The sequence below is a fragment of the Enorma sp. genome (genome assembly GCF_982429025.1).
Genome location: NZ_CEWCAA010000002.1, coordinates 72,630 through 89,640 on the forward strand (window position 1 = coordinate 72,630; position 17,011 = coordinate 89,640).

At 62.2% G+C, this 17,011-nt stretch carries 11 protein-coding genes; 2 read left to right on the forward strand and 9 right to left on the reverse strand.

Features of this window, described 5'->3' with window-relative positions; genetic code table 11:
• Window positions 1-89: 89 nt before the first annotated feature.
• The 7 genes from AC1VS5_RS00955 to AC1VS5_RS00985 all read right to left on the reverse strand — a co-directional run bounded on the left by AC1VS5_RS00955 (window position 90) and on the right by AC1VS5_RS00985 (window position 9,758).
• Window positions 90-737: a type II secretion system F family protein gene (locus AC1VS5_RS00955; protein WP_481217399.1), complete on the reverse strand. Its 648-nt coding sequence runs from the start codon at window positions 735-737 to the stop codon at window positions 90-92.
• Complete coding sequence (locus AC1VS5_RS00960) at window positions 737-1,684, reverse strand: type II secretion system F family protein (RefSeq protein WP_481217380.1); 948 nt, start codon at window positions 1,682-1,684, stop codon at window positions 737-739. The genes AC1VS5_RS00955 and AC1VS5_RS00960 overlap by 1 nt, the downstream gene beginning before the upstream one ends.
• A complete protein-coding gene (locus tag AC1VS5_RS00965; protein WP_481217381.1) occupies window positions 1,660-3,015 on the reverse strand; it encodes a TadA family conjugal transfer-associated ATPase in 1,356 nt (451 codons plus the stop codon). The genes AC1VS5_RS00960 and AC1VS5_RS00965 overlap by 25 nt, the downstream gene beginning before the upstream one ends.
• A complete protein-coding gene (locus AC1VS5_RS00970; protein WP_481217382.1) occupies window positions 3,012-4,553 on the reverse strand; it encodes a CpaE/TadZ family protein in 1,542 nt (513 codons plus the stop codon). Before AC1VS5_RS00970 ends, AC1VS5_RS00965 begins: the two co-directional genes overlap by 4 nt.
• Entirely contained in the window at window positions 4,550-5,308 is a 759-nt protein-coding gene (cpaB, locus tag AC1VS5_RS00975; protein WP_481217383.1) for a Flp pilus assembly protein CpaB, read from the reverse strand. The genes AC1VS5_RS00970 and cpaB overlap by 4 nt, the downstream gene beginning before the upstream one ends.
• Window positions 5,309-5,625: 317 nt before the next feature.
• Window positions 5,626-6,732 carry a ribosome small subunit-dependent GTPase A gene (rsgA, locus tag AC1VS5_RS00980; protein WP_481217400.1) on the reverse strand — a complete coding sequence of 369 codons (1,107 nt, stop codon included), beginning with the start codon at window positions 6,730-6,732 and terminating at the stop codon, window positions 5,626-5,628.
• Window positions 6,733-7,082: 350 nt separating this feature from the next.
• Complete coding sequence (locus AC1VS5_RS00985) at window positions 7,083-9,758, reverse strand: cation-translocating P-type ATPase (protein ID WP_481217384.1); 2,676 nt, start codon at window positions 9,756-9,758, stop codon at window positions 7,083-7,085.
• Between the two features lie 506 nt (window positions 9,759-10,264).
• On the opposite strand from AC1VS5_RS00985, the gene pyk reads away from it, so the two are divergent.
• Window positions 10,265-11,734, forward strand: coding sequence for a pyruvate kinase (gene pyk / locus AC1VS5_RS00990; protein ID WP_087186881.1), 1,470 nt, complete (start codon window positions 10,265-10,267; stop codon window positions 11,732-11,734).
• Window positions 11,735-12,638: 904 nt separating this feature from the next.
• Complete coding sequence (locus AC1VS5_RS00995; RefSeq protein WP_481217385.1) at window positions 12,639-13,112, forward strand: hypothetical protein; 474 nt, start codon at window positions 12,639-12,641, stop codon at window positions 13,110-13,112.
• A 226-nt stretch (window positions 13,113-13,338) separates the two neighbouring features.
• Here the strand turns inward: AC1VS5_RS00995 and AC1VS5_RS01000 are convergent, their stop codons facing one another.
• Together AC1VS5_RS01000 and pheT are read right to left on the reverse strand one after the other, a co-directional pair.
• On the reverse strand, window positions 13,339-14,199 hold the full coding sequence (locus tag AC1VS5_RS01000; protein ID WP_481217386.1) for a hypothetical protein: 861 nt from the start codon (window positions 14,197-14,199) through the stop codon (window positions 13,339-13,341).
• 311 nt (window positions 14,200-14,510) lie between these two features.
• The gene (gene pheT, locus AC1VS5_RS01005; protein ID WP_481217387.1) at window positions 14,511-16,994 is read right to left on the reverse strand and encodes a phenylalanine--tRNA ligase subunit beta; all 2,484 of its coding nucleotides are present in this window, start codon (window positions 16,992-16,994) and stop codon (window positions 14,511-14,513) included.
• Window positions 16,995-17,011: the final 17 nt, after the last annotated feature.

Consider the following 17,011-nt stretch of genomic DNA (forward strand, 5'->3'; position numbering starts at 1 on the left):
CCTTTTCATGGAAAACCACAACCCTCCGCTTTCAATGGCCCTTCGGTAGCCCCGTTGAATCCTCAGCCAACCCTTCATGAGCACCCTCCTTACAACATGCCGCTCGCAGCGAGCAGCGGACCCACGATTGACAGCAAGAGCGCTGGTAGAATCAACGTTCCGGTGGGTATGAGCAACTTGACCGGAATACGCTCGATCTCTCGCTCTACATCGGCCCGATGCGCCAACCTGATTTCCCTACTTTGCCCGGCAAGCGTTTCGCTCAGCGGGGCACCCAGCCCGAGCGCCTGTGAGACCGTTGCGGCAAACGACTCCAAGGCCCTTTCACCCAGCATGCGGGCGACCCTCGAAAGCTCCTCCTCGCGTGTTCCAAGACCCATCTGCCACGACATGCGTGCTTCACTCAAAAGGTCCGCGAGTCGCCCGGCCCGATTGGCGCAATACAACTCGAGCGCAGCATCAAATGAAAGCCCTGCAGACAGCCCGAGCCGTACAACATCGATCATTTCGGAGATCTCTCCAAGGGACGCTCGGCCGCGAGCAGCGTCGGGTGCAAGCGGAACTAGCTCTACGAGCCGGCTTCTCACAGAGCACGCCCTTCCCGCAATCGCCTTGCCAACTGCAACCATCCTGGCCAGAGCCTTCTGTCGCTCACCCGGCTCGACCCCCTGAAAAAGCCACAGGAACGTTGCCCATGCACCGCCGACCGCGCAAGGCCCCAACCACGATGCGGACATCACACATCAACCTCCATCATGCGCCGGATGATCCACCACGCAAGCAGGTTTAAGGCAAGGGCAACGGCCACGCTGCCAGCCCCAACGGGCGTTGCAAGGCCCGCCCTGAAGTCGCCTGAGAGCAGTGTGAGCAGACCGACCATCGCCACCGGCATGAGGGCCACCAAGCGCGCCGACATACGTGCTTGAGACGTTTTCACATCGAGCCGGCGCGCGAGCTCCATGCGTTCGCCCACCATCTCCGCGGCATCTGCGAGTAGGTCGCGCAGCGGAGCGCCCGTGCGCTGGGATATCTTCAAAGCGAGCGATACGAATCCCAACCCGGGGGCAGGCAGACGTTCGAGCAAATCGTCAAGTGCCGACGCTGCGGCAACCCCGCAATCTATCGCGTGCGATACCCTCGTGAACTCCGATTTCACCGGCTCTTGAGCATGACTTCCCACGAAGCGCATGCCTTGGGCAAGCGAGTGCCCCGAACCGAGCGCGATGGCAAGCGCGGCGAACGCCTCCGGCATCTCTGCCTCTATGCGCCGCTCTTCCGAGCGCGTCCTTCGAGATGACCGTAAGCCCAGAACGCCCCAAAACGCCACAAGGCATGCGGCGAACCCCCACAAAGAGAACGAGACGATAGCCCCCGCAAGGCCGCAGGCAGCATCGGCGCACAACAGCATGCCAAGCTTGGTAACGTAGTCTCCACCATCGAAAGGAATCTCCATCACGCAACGCCGTACCACGGAATTTCCCGAGATCTGTTGCGGAACCATCTCGCCCAGCCTTCTGGAGAAAGCGAGCAGCCCCTCTTTCATCCCTGCTACCGAGACTTGTCGTGCGCCCGCAGAGGTAGGCACGGAGCGCCCTGGCACGCCCCCTACCGAAAAGCAGCCAAACAGGCAGGCCGTGCACACAGCCACAAGCGCCCCGATCACGAAGGGCATATATCGCGCCATGCCGATACCTCCTCTTCTGTAAGAACATGAGCCTCGAGCGCTTGGGCGATAAACGGCGGTTCCCGCACAAGCTCCCACGCTCCGGCCGCCCGGTCGAAGGTCACATACTGCTCAAGCTCAACGCCTCCCCCCGCTCCTCTCGCCACCCCTGAATACGACGACACGAATCTCTTGCCATCGGCCCGGCGTTCAGACATGACGATTCCATCGAGCGCCATCGCGATCTGCTCTTCGATAAGCTCGGAGGGAAGATTGATGCCGTAACGCGCGAGCAGCGTGAGGCGCACGACGGCTTCCTCCTCGGTTCCCGCGTGCAAGGTCGTGAGCGATCCGTCATGCCCGGTGTTCATGGCCTGCAGCATATCGATGCATTCCGCTCCTCGCACCTCTCCTACCACGATGCGGTCGGGCCTCATGCGCAGGGCGTTTGTTACCAAGTCTCGTATCGTCACCTCACCCTCCCCCTCTATCGATGCCGCACGGGCCTCGAGTCTCACCACATGCGGGTGCCGCGAGAACTTGAGCTCTGCGGAATCCTCAATCGTCACGATGCGCTCGCCTACGGGAATCTCGCATGACAGAGCATTGAGCAGCGTGGTCTTGCCCGACCCCGTGCCGCCGGCAACCGCAAGGTCCTGGCGGAGCGATACCGCACACGAGAGAAGCTGCGCATACCATTCGGGCAGAGAGCCCAGGTCAACGAGCTCTTTGAGCGAACTGATGCGATCGGAAAACTTACGGATGGTGAGGATGGGCCCATCGATCGCGATGGGTGGAATCACCGCGTTAACGCGGTAGCCCTGGCTCAGGCGCGCATTGACGATGGGACTCCGCTCGTCGATACGCCTACCCAAAGGAGAGATAATGCGATCGATGAGAATACGAATCTGCTCGTCATCATCAAAGAGCCTCCCCATGGCATGCAGCGTTCCCGCCTGCTCAAAGTATGTCGACATGCATCCGTTGACCATTATTTCTGTGACCGAATCGTCTTCGATGAGGGGCTGGAGCGGCCCAAGCCCTACTACATCGTCCAAGACCTCGACCACGACCTCTTCACGGTCCTCTTGGCTGAGCTCTCCCGTATCTCGTGCGTTAATCACCGCTTCCACCGCGGGACGCAGCTCTTCGCGAGAATGCCTCGTGTCGGAATCTCGAGCTAAACGCGCCACCTCGGCAAACCCCACGCGGTCGAGCATGTCGCGCTTCGCATCTCGCACAATGGCGCGAAGAGAGCGCGACGCCCTTCCCCGCAGCGCGTGACCTCGCCCGCCCGAATCGAGCTGGCCCTCGCTCCTTCTTACGCGCTCAAATCGTTCAAAGACGCTCACGAGGCCTCACCGGGCCTCTTCCAAGGCAACCGCAGGCGAGGCCGCGCAGAAACCTCCTGGACACTGTCTGGCACATCGGCACCTATCGAGCAACCAAGCTCACGCAGCAAGCTGCGGGTAAACGCATGGATGCTTCTGCCGAACGCATCCTGAGCGCGCACGGCATCCTCTATGCGTCCAAACGAGAGAAGCGATGCGAGCGTACTTCCCCCGTCGGGGATGCGCGTCTTCGCGCTCAGCGACGCCGCCATCTCCAGGCGCATCGCCTCCTCTTCGGTGCAGGCGCGCTGCCCGAAGCGATTTACGACGCAGACCATACGCGTCCGCGGAACGCCTAGCCGGCTGACCATGCTCACCGCTCGCTCGAGCGCCGTCACCGCGCCCACCGCATGGCCGCATACCATAAGGCAACGATCGCAGCCTGCAACCGCCCCCGCCACGGCATCAGTCCACGTGCGGGACGTGTCAACGAATACGACATCCGATTCCCGTCGAAGAACGCCGATGAGCATCTCGACCGCGCGCCCAAGCAGTTCCGCACGCTCGGGTGTGGCGATGGGACCCCACAGCGTTAGCCCGGGCCCCACGCGCATCGAAGACCTCACGATCGCAGCCTCATCCAACGGGGCGCTTCCCGCTTGGTTCGCAAGCAAACCAAGGTCATGCAGCGTTTCTACGCCAAAGAGCTCGTAAAGGTTGCCGAACATGAGGTCCAAGTCGAGCACGGCGGTCCGAAGACCGGCATGCGCAGAGCAAGCCGCCATCGCAGCGATGAGCGTCGTGACTCCACTCCCTCCTGCACCGGAAACCGCACAGATTACCGGCGCTCGACGTTCGTTAGCGCCCTCCACATGAGATGCGTCCACGCGCGGCGAAATCTCCTCGCCACTCGGTTCAGGCGCCGCATGATCCGGGCCCGCAGCTCGAAATCCTCCCATGCACCGCAGGTCTTCTGCGCGGCATGGCGCAAAAGGCACCTCATCCGGCTCATCGAGATCGGCTAGGTCATCTTGCGTATAGGACGGCGAACACCCATCCTGGACCCGAGGCGCCGGTTCGTGAACGGCTTCCGTTGCGTTACAGGCAAGCCTCGTGGGTGCACAAGGCACCTCGAGCCCAGGCGTGGTATCGAGAGGCGGCGTCTGAGCCTCGCGGTTGCAATCCCTTTCCATGCATGCCCCATCAGCGCATCCGCGCCGCATCTCTTCCCTCGAAGCAGGCACAACCTCCGCTGCGCCCGCGTGAAATAGCTGGGCGATCCACGCTGGATCGAGCTCGGAAACCATAACGACGACACGGCACGACACCTGAGATGACGCAACCTTGGCCAGCAAGGCAAGCAGCTCATCGTGCATGCCTTCGTCGTCCAGCACTACCACGCCATCAACCGGCTCGGATAATGCCGCAAGCACCTCCCCGAGAGCCTGCACCCCATCAAGCCAGAGCAGGCGCGCGCCCACTTCTCGCGACTCTATCTCACGCTGAACGATCCTGCGTTCGTTACGCGGACAGCACGCAAGCCATACCGCATCCTTCATCGCGCGTCGCCCCCTTCGTCCAGCTCATCCGTCGGGGCACCGGCGCTCGCCGCGCTGGACCCTTCACCGACGGCATCGCTCGAAGCCTCGGTATCTACTGAATCATCTGAAGCGCCTGCATTGGCTCCCTCGCCAGGAGCCGCAAGAGCGATCGTCCCCTTTGCCGTTGCAGCCAGCACTTCCGTTACGCGGTCGGGCTCAACGGCCAGCGTTACCCAGCTCAAATCTCCGCTCGCCGCTCCCTGCCCCTGTGCGCTGGTATCGATTACATGCGCCCCGCATAACCGATCGGCCACGCCGTTTGCGGAAACATAGACGTCGACATTCGTGCCCGGCTCGATAGAGCCTCCCACGGCATGGGCGGCGTCGACGCCCACCGAGACCGCAACCCGGCCTTCGGGTATATCCAAAGACCCGCTTCTCGTCTCGAAGTACAAGGGGCAGAGCACCGCCTGCTCCGGAATCGCCGAGGTCGCCTGCTTCCCGATCGCATCATCGACCGAGGTGAGCGCACCGGAAGGGAGCATGCCTGCAACCCATTCCTCAACGCGCACGCATCCTTCATCGATCGTTTCACCCGCATCGATGTCGCGCGACGCCACGCAGACGCTCACAAGATCCCCTCCATATGCCGCGAGCATCTCCTGTCGTTCCTGCTCTGCCCCCGCCTGCAGGGACGCTCCGTACCACAGGCTCAGCGCAGCGGCAAGAAGACCCGACGCAACGCTTGCGATCAACCGCTTTCCATGCCTCATCTGCCGCCCCCCTCGCTTGAACCATCGTGAGGAACTTCGTCCTTGATGCCATTGTCGCGAGGGACCAATCCAGAGCAGGCATCAACCCGATAAAGTGAGAGACCCGCTGACAAAACGCAGGTGGAAAACTAAACGCCCAGCTTCTATTCAGTTGTTTCTTTATGCATTACTCGAGTGCAAAAGAAGCGAGGCGGCCACTCAGCCAGCCCCGCACGCACAGGAAACGAAAAAGGTATTCATCTTTTGGAAGAACCGATGCATCACCGATCAAGCGCGTCGGCGCCTCCCGGCATCCCAGACACCGCGACAAGACCAATCTACAGGTGGATATCAGGGTCCAGACTCTGCGCACTTACGCGCATCTCAGACGCCAGTCCCTTGAACACCTCGAGGCGCAACTCGTCAATCTCTCCCGCCTCGACCGCAGCCCGTACCGAGCATCCAGGTTCATGCGTATGCGTGCAGTCGTTGAACCGGCACCCTCTTGACGCCTCGACGATCTCGGGGAACGCCCTGGCAAGCCCGCGCTCATGACCCACCAGGGGCAGGCTGCGCAGCCCGGGAGCATCCGTCACCACACCGCAAGAACCTGGCAGTTTGACCATCACGCGCGCGACCGTCGTATGCCTGCCCGCATCGTCACGGGCACGTACTGCACCGGTTTCGAGCGCATCGTGCCCCAGCAGCGTATTGAGCAGCGTCGATTTGCCCGCACCCGATTCTCCCAGAATCATGGAGCAGGTACCCGCGGGCACACAGGCGCGCACGCCGTCGAGGCCCTCTCCCGTCGCGGACGACGTCACCACGACGCGAACCCCGCCGCCCACAAGGCGCCGCACGCGAGCCACCTCGCCCTCGCGCTCCTCCTCAGAGCAGCGATCCGCCTTGGTGAGCACCACGATCGGCTCGGCGCCACAGTCTGCCGCGAGCACGAGCGACCGCGCGATACGCCCAAGCAGCACCTCGCCGGCGCCAAGTGGCTGAACGACAAGAATCACGTCCACGTTCGCGCACAGAACCTGCCGCTCGCCGCGATTTTTCCCACGCCACCGCTCGAACACCGTGCGGCGCGGCAAAACGCGCTCGATAACGCCCATATCGTGCCCGGGGGCAAGTCTCAGCGCAACCCAATCTCCCACGGCAGGGAGCAGGCCATCGCCCTTCTCCTTATCCTGTTTGGCGAACCCAACGGCATGTTCCGCGCGCAGCATGCGCTCCTCGGTCACCACCAACGGAAATCCGCGGTCAAGGCGAACTACACATCCTAAATGCATTTCACCAGGCGTTTCCGCCGCCGAGCAAAAAACCTCGAACGCCGCGCGCTGCTCGTCGCTCGGCCGAACATCCGTAAACGCCGGCACGTCCTCCAGCGCATCGATCTTGGGCAGCGCGGCGCCTACACGCACAGCATCGGCCGGCCCCATCGCGGCCTTTCCACGCTTGCCGCGGCCAGCACCTTTGCTCCGCGCCCGTTTTGCCATGCAACCGCCCTTCAACACATCGATATACGCTGCCCATCTTACCGCACAGGCCCTCACTCAAAAACGCTCAAGCCTCGAACTCATTCCAGAGCCCACCGGTAAGTAAACAGGAACAGAACGCCCTGCGGAATCGCACACTATCCCGCACAAGTCCAGAGAATGGTGGCGCGTCAACGAAGAAGGCCCCGGCGAGTTCCGAAGGGCGTTTCCCGCAGCTGCTTGGCATCGCCAAGCAGCGAGGACCACGCCCGAAGGAATCGCCGGGGCCTTCGGTCAGGTTGACGTTCGGGAGCCTACTCCTTTTCGACCGCCCTCATGATGGCCTTGTAAATCTCGACCAACGGGATGATCAGGAAGCCGAGCGCAAGCGCGGTAATCATGCCCTTGGGCTCAAGATGCTCCACGCCGAAGAAGATCATCGAGAGCGCGTCGACCTCGACCACGATGAGCGTGAGAACGAGCGCGAGGAACGCGGCGCCCCACAGCCACTTGTTCTGCTTCTTCATATGGAAGATGCTGGCACGACGGCTGCGCATGTTGAAGCAGTGGAAGATCTCGACCATGTTCAAGGTGATGAACGCCATCATGACGCCCTCTTCGTCGGCCATGGAGGTGGCCAGCTTGGAAAGATCGATAACGCCCAGGTCGTAGTACACACCGCAGAAGAAGCTGGCGAGCACGAGCACGGTGATGATGAGGCCCTGGACCACGGTATCGAGACCCATGTTGCCCGCGAACACGCCGTCGGTGGCATTGCGCGGTTTGCGCTTCATCACGTCGCCCTCGGCCTCTTCCATGCCGAGCGCGAGCGCAGGGAAGCAGTCGGTCACGAGGTTCACCCACAAAAGCTGGATGGGCTGGAACAGCGTGAAGCCCATGAGCGTCGCCGCGAACACGCTGAACACCTCGGCCAGATTCGCAGACAGCAGGAACTGGATGACCTTACGGATGTTGTCGTAGATGCGACGACCCTCTTCGCACGCATTGATGATCGTGGCGAAGTTGTCGTCGGCAAGCACCATGTCGGCAACGTTCTTGGTGACGTCGGTGCCGGTGATGCCCATGCCAATACCGATGTTCGCGTGCTTGATGGAGGGGGCATCGTTCACGCCGTCGCCCGTCATGGCAACGATCTTGTTCTTGGACTTCCACGCCTCGACGATGCGGGTCTTGTGCTCGGGCTGAACGCGAGCGTACACGCCGTACTTCTCGATGTTCTGGTCGAGCTCTTCCTCAGACATCTTATCGATCTCGGCACCGGTGATGGCCTGGCTGCGATCCTCGACGATACCGAGGTTCTTGGCGATGGCCACGGCGGTATCGATGTGGTCGCCCGTGATCATGACGGTGCGGATGCCGGCGCCGTGGGCCTCCTCGATAGCGGGAGCAACCTCGGGACGCTCGGGGTCAATCATGCCGGAAAGACCGCAGAACACAAGGTTGTTCTCGAGCGCTTCGGCAGCGAAGTCCGCAGGCTTCTCGGTGTAGGTGCGGCTGGCGAGCGCAAGCACGCGCAGCGCCTGGTCGGCCATGGCCTTGTTAGCAGCCAGAATCTGCTCGCGACGTTCGTCGGTCATGGGAACGATCTTGTCGCCGTCATACACCTGCGTGCAGAGCCCCACGACCACATCGGGCGCGCCCTTGGTGTACTGCTCGAAGTTGCCATCGGCTTCCTCGACCACGACGGACATCATCTTGCGGCCGGAGTCGAACGGAGCCTCGCCCACGCGCGGGTGCTCCTCGTCCAGCCCCTTCATGCCCATCTTGGCGGCGTCGTTCACGAGCGCGCACTCGGTGGGCTCGCCCACGGCCTCGCCGGCCTCTTCGTCCCACTTGGCATCGGAGCACAGCGCCATGCCCGCGAGTAGCTTCTCCTCGGGAGCGGCAAGCTCGTGGTTCACGACCGTCATCTTGTTCTGGGTGAGGGTACCCGTCTTATCCGAGCAAATGACCTGCGTGCAGCCAAGAGTCTCGACCGCGCTGAGGTTGCGGATAATCGCCTGGCGCTTGGCCATCTTGGTCACGCCGATGGAAAGCACGATGGTCACCACGGCAACGAGGCCCTCGGGGATGGCCGCAACGGCGAGCGACACGGCAACCATGAAGGTGTCGAGCAGCATGTGCGGCTCGGCGGTGACGGTGCCGATGCCGGCACGCAGCACGTCGACGGCGAAAACGACCACGCAGATGACAATCACCAGGACGGTGAGGATCTTGGAAAGCTCGGCGAGCTTCACCTGAAGCGGCGTGAGCTCTTCCTTGGCGTCGTTGAGCGCACCAGCGATCTTACCCATCTCGGTATTCATGCCGGTCCCGCACACCACGGCGCGGCCGCGGCCGTACACCACGGTGGAACCCATGTAGCACATGTTCTTACGGTCGCCGAGCGGAACGTCGTCGGCACCGTCGAGCGCGATCGGGTCGGTGTGTTTCTCTACCGGGACGGACTCGCCGGTAAGGGCGGCCTCCTCGATCTTCATGGAAGCGCTCTCGAGCACGCGGCAGTCGGCGGGAACCGCGTCGCCCGCCTCGAGCAGCACAATGTCGCCGGGCACGAGCTCGCTGGAGTGCAGCGAGATCTGCTTGCCGTCGCGGATGACCTTGGACTGGGCGGCGCTCATCTCCTGAAGAGCAGCGAGCGCCTCTTCGCTCTTGGCCTCCTGGATCACGCCGAGGGCGGAGTTGATGATCACGACCGCCATGATGATGACGACGTCGGCCCACTCGGACTCGCCCTGGATCATGCCGGTCACGGCGGAGATGACGGCCGCGACGATGAGCATGATGACCATGGGGTCGGCCATCTGCTGGAAGAAGCGAATCCACAGCGGGGTCTTCTCTTCCTCCTTGAGCTTGTTCGGGCCGAACTTCGCCTGGCGCGTTTGCGCCTCGGCAGTGCTCAGGCCCGCATCCGCGCTCGTGGATTGCTCTTTGAGCACGTCCTCAGCCGAAGCTAGGTACTCTTTCAAACTGTATCCCTCCTGGTACGTCTGAACTCTGGGTGCCCGGGGCACCCCCTATACCTACACAACGCCCAATCGTAATTCCCGGAGGCAAGGGCTCGTCATGCAAGCTTCTATTTTACCCAAGCCCGCGGTCCGCGAGGCCCAGAAGCTCGGGGTTTCTACCGCTTACCTCAGTGGCGGCGTTTTTCGGGCAGCGCTCTACTGGATGCGGCGTTGCCGGGCGACATTCTTCCGCGCGCGCCGTTGCTGGGCGCTCCGCACGGCAACGCCGGAGTGCCCGGCCCACCGTCGCCCGACAGTCCGTCCGACATTTCGCGCAGCTCACCTTCGCCCGCATCCCACCTCTTCAGCAAAAATTGCGAAATATAATCCCCGTATTTGTGTTATGTAATGCAGATTCGGTAATCGGCTGTTTTTCTTCGATAAGCGGCTATCTTTCCGGCCAGTTCACCTATAATGCACCGCTGAACGAGAAGACCCATAAACGCAGTGTGTAATTGGAGGACTGCATGTATAAACGCACGAAAATTGTCTGCACGATGGGCCCTGCCTGCGACAACGACGAGACGTTGCGCGAGATGATGAAGGCGGGCATGAACGTCGCCCGCTTCAACTTCTCCCATGGCTCGTACGAGGAGCATCATGGCCGCATCGAGCGCGTCCGCCGCATCGCTGCCGAGCTCGACATGACGATCGGCATCCTGCTTGACACCAAGGGCCCCGAGGTCCGCACCGGTCTGCTCAAGGACCACCAGAAGATCTCAGTGAAGGCCGGCGACAAGATCGTCGTCACCGCTGCCCCCACTTCCGAGGACTTCCTCGGCGACGCCAGCCACATCTCGCTCGACTACCTCGATCTGCCCAGCGAGGCCGAGGCCGGCACGCGCATCCTCATCGACGACGGCATCGTTGAGCTTGTGGTCGAAAGCGTTGAAGGCCAGGATATGCACTGCGTCGTCAAGAACGACGGCGAGATCGGCGAGCGCAAGGGCGTGAACCTGCCCAACGTCGAGATCGGCCTTCCCGCCATCACCGAGCGCGACCGCCAGGACATCCTCTTCGGCCTGAAGGAGGGCATCGATTACATCGCCGCCTCCTTCATCCGCAACGGCGCCGCCGTGCGCGAGATCCGCGAGCTCTGCCGTGAGAACGGCGGCGAGCACGTGGGCATCTTCCCCAAGATCGAGTGCGCTCTCGGCGTCCAGAACTTCGACGAGATCCTCAAGGCCTCCGACGGCATCATGGTTGCCCGCGGCGACCTGGGTATCGAGATCTCGCCCGAGCTCGTGCCGCACCTGCAGAAGAAGATGATCAAGAAGTGCAACGCTGCGTACAAGCCGGTCATCACCGCCACGCAGATGCTCGACTCCATGATCCGCAACCCGCGCCCGACCCGCGCTGAGGTCGCTGACGTCGCGAACGCCATCTACGACGGCACCGACGCCGTGATGCTCTCCGGCGAGTCCGCTGCCGGCAAGTACCCGGTCGAGGCCGTTCGCATGCAGGCGAGCATCGCACATGAGACCGAGCAGTACCTGGGGGCGCACGCCGAGCTCAAGGTGCCCGAGGGCAGCCAGAGCACGCGCGTGATCAACAACGTCGTGGGCCTCTCCGCCGTGAACATGGCCACGACCGTGGGCGCCAAGTGCATCGTTGTCCCCACCACCACCGGCCGCACCGCGCGCCTCATCTCGCACTTCCGCCCGAGCACGCCCGTTGTCGCCTTCTCGCGCCACCAGTGGGCCGTGCAGAAGATGCTCATGTACTGGGGTATCGAGCCGCACCTTGCTGCCATTACGCAGGGCAGCGTGGACGACACCGTGGCGAAGGCCATCGACTGCGCTAAGGAGCGCGGCTACGTGGACGCCGGCGATGTTGCCGTCGTGACCGTTGGCGACCCCAAGACCGCCGTCGACTCCACCATCGGCGATGGGAAGCGCAGCTCCACGAACGTGGTCTACGTCGCTCAGGTGCGCTAAGGCGTCACGTTATTCATCGAATAGAAGCGCTTTTGCATCGAACCGCCCTCCCCTGCGAGGGCGGTTTTCTTTTCTCCAGGCACTCCTGCAACAAAACTTTCGGATATCAACGGTTATTCTCGGAAGCTCCGAGTAGACGGGGGCTTCTATTCATAAGACAAGCAGGTAAATACCTTGGCTGTTTCTTAACTACCTATCCTTTTCCAAAACAACCGTTGATATCCGAAAGTTTTCCAAGAACGCTACCCCCCCCCGCATAATTGCCCTGACAAACGTCATAGGCTGATATCATTACGGCACATCACGTGCGGAGGGAGGCACCATGCATGAGTTCATCTGTGGGGTTTCGGCTTTTCGGCTGCTCAGAACCCCGCCGCAGATTCTCGCGCTCTATCCACCGCTCCCCGACATCTCAACACGGGTTGGAAAACTCGCGATAGCTCGCAACCCCGAAGCGCTCGGCGGCCTGGGTATACCCATCCACGTCCTTGTTACGCAGCGCAAATATCTACGCTACGCCAGTTCCGTCAAAATGCACCTTTGGTCGCAAGAGCCTCCCCTCGGCTCCTTCTTCGAAAACGACCTGGAAATCACGCTCAGCTCGCCACTCTTTACCCTGCTCACCATGGCACCACATGTTTCGGTTACGCATCTTGCAATGGCAATGTACGAACTTTGCGGATCGTTTTCCGTTTATCGCCCAGCACCCGAGACACAAGCCCACCTCGACGCGATGAGAAACACCAGGCTCTCGCGCGAAACGTGGCAACAGGTTCGAGATGCGCATGGCAATGGTACCTCCCTCTGGAAGCGCCCTCCGCTCATCACTGTGCATGAGCTTCAGCACTATGCCGAGCATATCAACGGTCTACGCGGCAGCAAGCAATTCCGACAGGCAGCGCAAATGGTAACCGGACAGACCGCCTCGCCACTCGAAGCGCAAGCTTCCATGCTGCTGGGAGCATCCCGGCGGCTCGGCGGCGCAGGGCTTACGTCTTTCGAGAACAACCACCTGGTTCGGCTCGGCCGTAAAGCGCGCCGGCTCGCGGGGAGGCAGCATTGCTACTGCGACCTCTTCTTTCCCGGCTGCAAGGGTGGACAAGCACTTGACGTCGAATGCCACGGACACCTCGTCCATGATTCAGCTGAGCAAGGCGGCCTTGATGCCAACCGTACCCTTGCCCTTCAAAGCATGGGCATCGACGTCATCTTTCTCACCTATGAGCAGCTTGTCGACGAGGAGCGCCGACATGCCGCCATCGATCACATCGCTCGCCGTGCGGGGTTTCGACCTCGGCCTAAAACCGAGGCGCTTATGCAGAAGGAGCGGGCGCTCTGTGAGGAGCTCTTCATCGATTGGGAGGCGCTTGGCTCGTAAGCGGCAACGCACAAGATGCGTAAACTCCAAAGACAAGCAAAGATTGCAACGTTTTTCAGACGCAAAAGGCAACTCGCGACGGTTATCAACGGCTGTTTTCCCAAGTGCCGAGCAGATGAGCGTTTCTGTTTATAGAACCAGCAGGTAGATGCGTTTTCTGGTTCTTAGCTACTCAACTCTCTCCGAAACAACCGTTGATATCCGAAACGAATGTGTTGCGAACCGCTCACAGCGCCTCAACAAGACGTGCGCCCTGCAGCCGTCCCGCCAAAAGTCGGTCCGTGGTCTCGACAACCTCAGCGGACACGGTCGAGAAAAACTCGCTGGTGAGCAGGCGATAGGGCGGGTGATCGAGCGCGCCTTGGTTCTCCCGGACAATCTCATGTGCGACGCCGATGGTCATAAGCACCGTGCGCTCGTCGAGCTCGTACTGCGGAAACGCCGCGGCGGCCGCAATGAGCCGCGGCGTATCGCGAGGAAACGAGGTAATGGGCAGTGTCTTGCCGAACCAGTCGAAATCTCCCTGCTTTTTAATGCGAAACTGCTCGCTGGGCTTATCGCCAAGCGCATCGAGAAACTCGTTGACGTGCGTGTTCCAAATGTTATCGGCCAGAAGGTGCGTCCATACGCCAAGCAAGAGATCAAAGCCCGAGCGCTCAAGTGCGGCAGTCGAGCAATCATCGTCGGCAGGGCTTCCCTGCTTGGGGGGATTGATGGTCACGCCCTTGTAGCGCTGGGGATAGTGGATGCGATTGACCGTTTCGCGCTCAATAGCAATCGATGCGGGAGCGATGGCATCGTCAATGGGAACGCGGCCCTCTACGATACCAAGGCGCTCTGCAGCGGGGGCGACGTAATCGGCCCAGAACTCATGCTCGCGCGGCTTGGGGATAGGCTCGGGCGTTGCGAAGTGCGTGATGCGATACGCGATGGGCTCGCGCACGTCGGGAACCATGTAGCCCACCGGGATGTCCGGCACGAGCGCACCAAACAGAAAGGCATTGCGGTCCCGCACGGTGCAAGCGACCGCGCCATTGCGGGAAAAGAGCTGCTCGCTCTGGGCAATATGGATGTTCCAACTTGGCACAAGAGCTCCAATCGCTGTTTGCTCCCGAAGAGGGCCGGGGGCGGGTGACGTCCCTGGGCTTGGTCCTCGCTTCGCTGCGGAAATTGCCCAGGGACGTCACCCGCCCTCCGGTCCCCAGCGCGCACATCGTTCTCGCTAGAAGTATAGGGCCGACGGGCTCATACAGCTGTACTTGCATCGAAACCGCAGGGTTGGAACAAGGCCTGCGGCGGGTTTCCCAGGGGCCGCAGATTCGCCTGAAAGAGGAGGAGGGACGCCTAAGGGCGCCGACCGACGATTGAAGGCGAAGGTGCGGCACCTGACAAGCCGCACTAAGCGCGGACTTCGCCGCCGGTAGCCTTACACACCTTGGTCACGAGCTTCTGGTGCACCTTCTCGACCTCTTCGGAGGTAAGCGTGTGGTCGTCGGCGCGATACGTAAGCGCAAACGCCATCGACTTCTTCCCCTCGCCCACGCGCTTGTCGTCGCGGTACACATCGAAGAGGCGCACACCGCGCAGGAGCTTGCCTCCGGCAGACTGAAGACGACGCTCCAAATCTTCGCAGGTAACGCCCTCGTCCACCACGATGGCAAGGTCCATCTCGACCGCCGGGTACGACGAGAAGTCGCGATACGCCTGCTGGTCGCGCGAGCACGTGATGAGCGCGTCGAGGTTCAGCTCAAACGCCACGACCGGAAGATCGATGCCGTACGCATCGCGTACCTCGGGGTGAATCTCGCCCACCCATCCGAGCACGGTACCACCCGCCAGCACTTCGGCGCCGCGGCCCGGCTGCAGGAAGGCGTAACCGTCGCCCTCGGCCGGGCGGAACCGAACCTTCTCGACTCGGAGCTGAGCGAGCAGCTCTTCCACCACACCCTTGCCGTCAAAGAAGCGCAGCGGCGCGAATTTCTGGTTCCATGTCACATCGCCCCACGCGCCGGACAGCACGCCGGCGAGCGAACGGCGCTCCTTGGGAAGGCTCGCGTTCTCGCGACCGCAGAAGAGCGTACCCATCTCGTACAGGTGCACGTTGGACGTGCCGTGCGCGTTGTTGTAGGCAACGGACTGCAACAGCCCCGGAAGCAGCGAACGACGCATCTCGGTCTGCTCGGCCACGAGCGGGTTCATGATGACGACCGGCAAGCCGCGTCCCTCGGTGCTCATGCGAGTCTTCTCCAGGTCGCCGGGCGCGGCGAACGAGTACGTCGTGGTCTCGTTGAGCCCGCAGGAGCGCAAGATGGCACCCACGCGGCGAAGCAGGCGCTGCTCGTGCGTGAGGCCGCCGATGTGATTCTTCGCTGCAGGGATGGTCGCCTCCACGCGGTCCATGCCCCAAAGACGCAGAACCTCCTCGATGAGGTCGATCTCGCGCTCAAGGTCCGGACGGAAGCTCGGCGGCACCACGCGGAACGCGCCCGCGGCTTCGGCACCGGTGCCACCGGCCGCCGCGCCCGCGCGCACCGTGCAGCCGAGCCGCGTGAGCGCGCGCTCGATGAACTCCGGCGAAATCTGGGCACCGCAGATGAGGTCGACGCGCTCCTCGCGTAGCACGAGCTCCGGCTGCACCTTGGGCGCAGGATAGAGGTCCACGTAACCCGGCGCGACCTCGCCGCCCGCGAGCTCCTCGATGAGCGCTGCCGTGATGTTCGCCACATCCATACAGCCCGCCTCGTCTACCTGGCGCTCAAAACGAATCGATGCCTCGGAGATAAGCTGCAGGTCGCGGCTCGTGTGCGACGTGCGCCCCGCATCAAAGCATGCGCTCTCGATGAGCACGTCACGCGTATCGTCTTCAATCTCGGAATCCATGCCGCCCATCACGCCGGCCAGCGCCACGGGGCGCTCGCCATCGGTGATGAGGCCCATGCCTTCGTCGAGCGTGCGCTCAACGCCGTCGAGCGTCTGGAAGACCTCGCCCTCGTGCGCCCCGCGCACCACCACGCGGCGATGCCCGTCGCGCTCGGCAAAGGTGTCGAGGTCGAAGGCGTGCAGGGGCTGGCCGGTAAGCATCATCACGTAGTTGGTGATGTCCACGATGTTGTTGATGGAGCGCACGCCGGCTGCCGCCAAGCGCTCGACCATCCACTCCGGCGAGGGCCCCACCTTCACGTTGCGCACGATGCGCGCCACGTAGCGGCTGCACAGCCCCTCGTCGGCGATGGCGAGCGAGACCTCGTCGGCCGTCGGGCGCCCAACCTCCTGCTTGATGGTTGGCAGCTCGATATGCGTGTCGCGGTCGAAGATGGCTCCTACCTCGCGGGCCATGCCCGCCATGGAGAGGCAGTCCGGGCGATTCGGGGTAATCTCGCAGTCCAGAACGGTGTCCGACGTGCCGCGATACTCGGCGAACGGCACGCCCACCGGCGCGTCCGCGGACAGAATCATGATGCCGGAATGATCGCCGGAAAGGCCGAGCTCGCGCGCCGAGCAGTTCATGCCGTAACTCACCACACCGCGCAGCTTGCTCTTCTTGATCTTGATGCCACCGGGGAGCTCCGCCCCCACCAGCGCGGTCACGATGTGATCGCCCTGCTCGAAGTTCTGGGCGCCGCACACAATCTGCAACGGCTCGGGCGAGCCGTCCTCTCCCAGGTTATAACCTCCCACATCGACCATCGTGACCCACATGTGGTCGGAATCCGGATGGGGCTCTTTAGACACGACCTTCGCCGTCACGACATGGTCGAACGATTCGCCCACGGTGTCGATGGCCTCAACCTCGGTGCCCGTACGGATGAATTCGCGGCTGAGCTCTTCCGGCGACTCCGGAACATCGATGAGCTCCTGCAGCCAGTTATATGAAACGCGCATTGCATTCTCCTTCTGCG

What these genes read in the sequence shown, in the direction of transcription:
- pyk (WP_087186881.1), top strand. Translation starts at nt 10,265, where the DNA reads ATGTATAAACGCACGAAAATTGTCTGCACGATGGGCCCTGCCTGCGAC.
- pheT (WP_481217387.1), bottom strand. Translation starts at nt 16,994, where the DNA reads ATGCGCGTTTCATATAACTGGCTGCAGGAGCTCATCGATGTTCCGGAG.
- AC1VS5_RS00955 (WP_481217399.1), bottom strand. Translation starts at nt 737, where the DNA reads ATGTCCGCATCGTGGTTGGGGCCTTGCGCGGTCGGCGGTGCATGGGCA.
- AC1VS5_RS00960 (WP_481217380.1), bottom strand. Translation starts at nt 1,684, where the DNA reads ATGGCGCGATATATGCCCTTCGTGATCGGGGCGCTTGTGGCTGTGTGC.
- cpaB (WP_481217383.1), bottom strand. Translation starts at nt 5,308, where the DNA reads ATGAGGCATGGAAAGCGGTTGATCGCAAGCGTTGCGTCGGGTCTTCTT.
- rsgA (WP_481217400.1), bottom strand. Translation starts at nt 6,732, where the DNA reads ATGGGGCCGGCCGATGCTGTGCGTGTAGGCGCCGCGCTGCCCAAGATC.
- AC1VS5_RS00995 (WP_481217385.1), top strand. Translation starts at nt 12,639, where the DNA reads ATGGTAACCGGACAGACCGCCTCGCCACTCGAAGCGCAAGCTTCCATG.
- AC1VS5_RS00970 (WP_481217382.1), bottom strand. Translation starts at nt 4,553, where the DNA reads ATGAAGGATGCGGTATGGCTTGCGTGCTGTCCGCGTAACGAACGCAGG.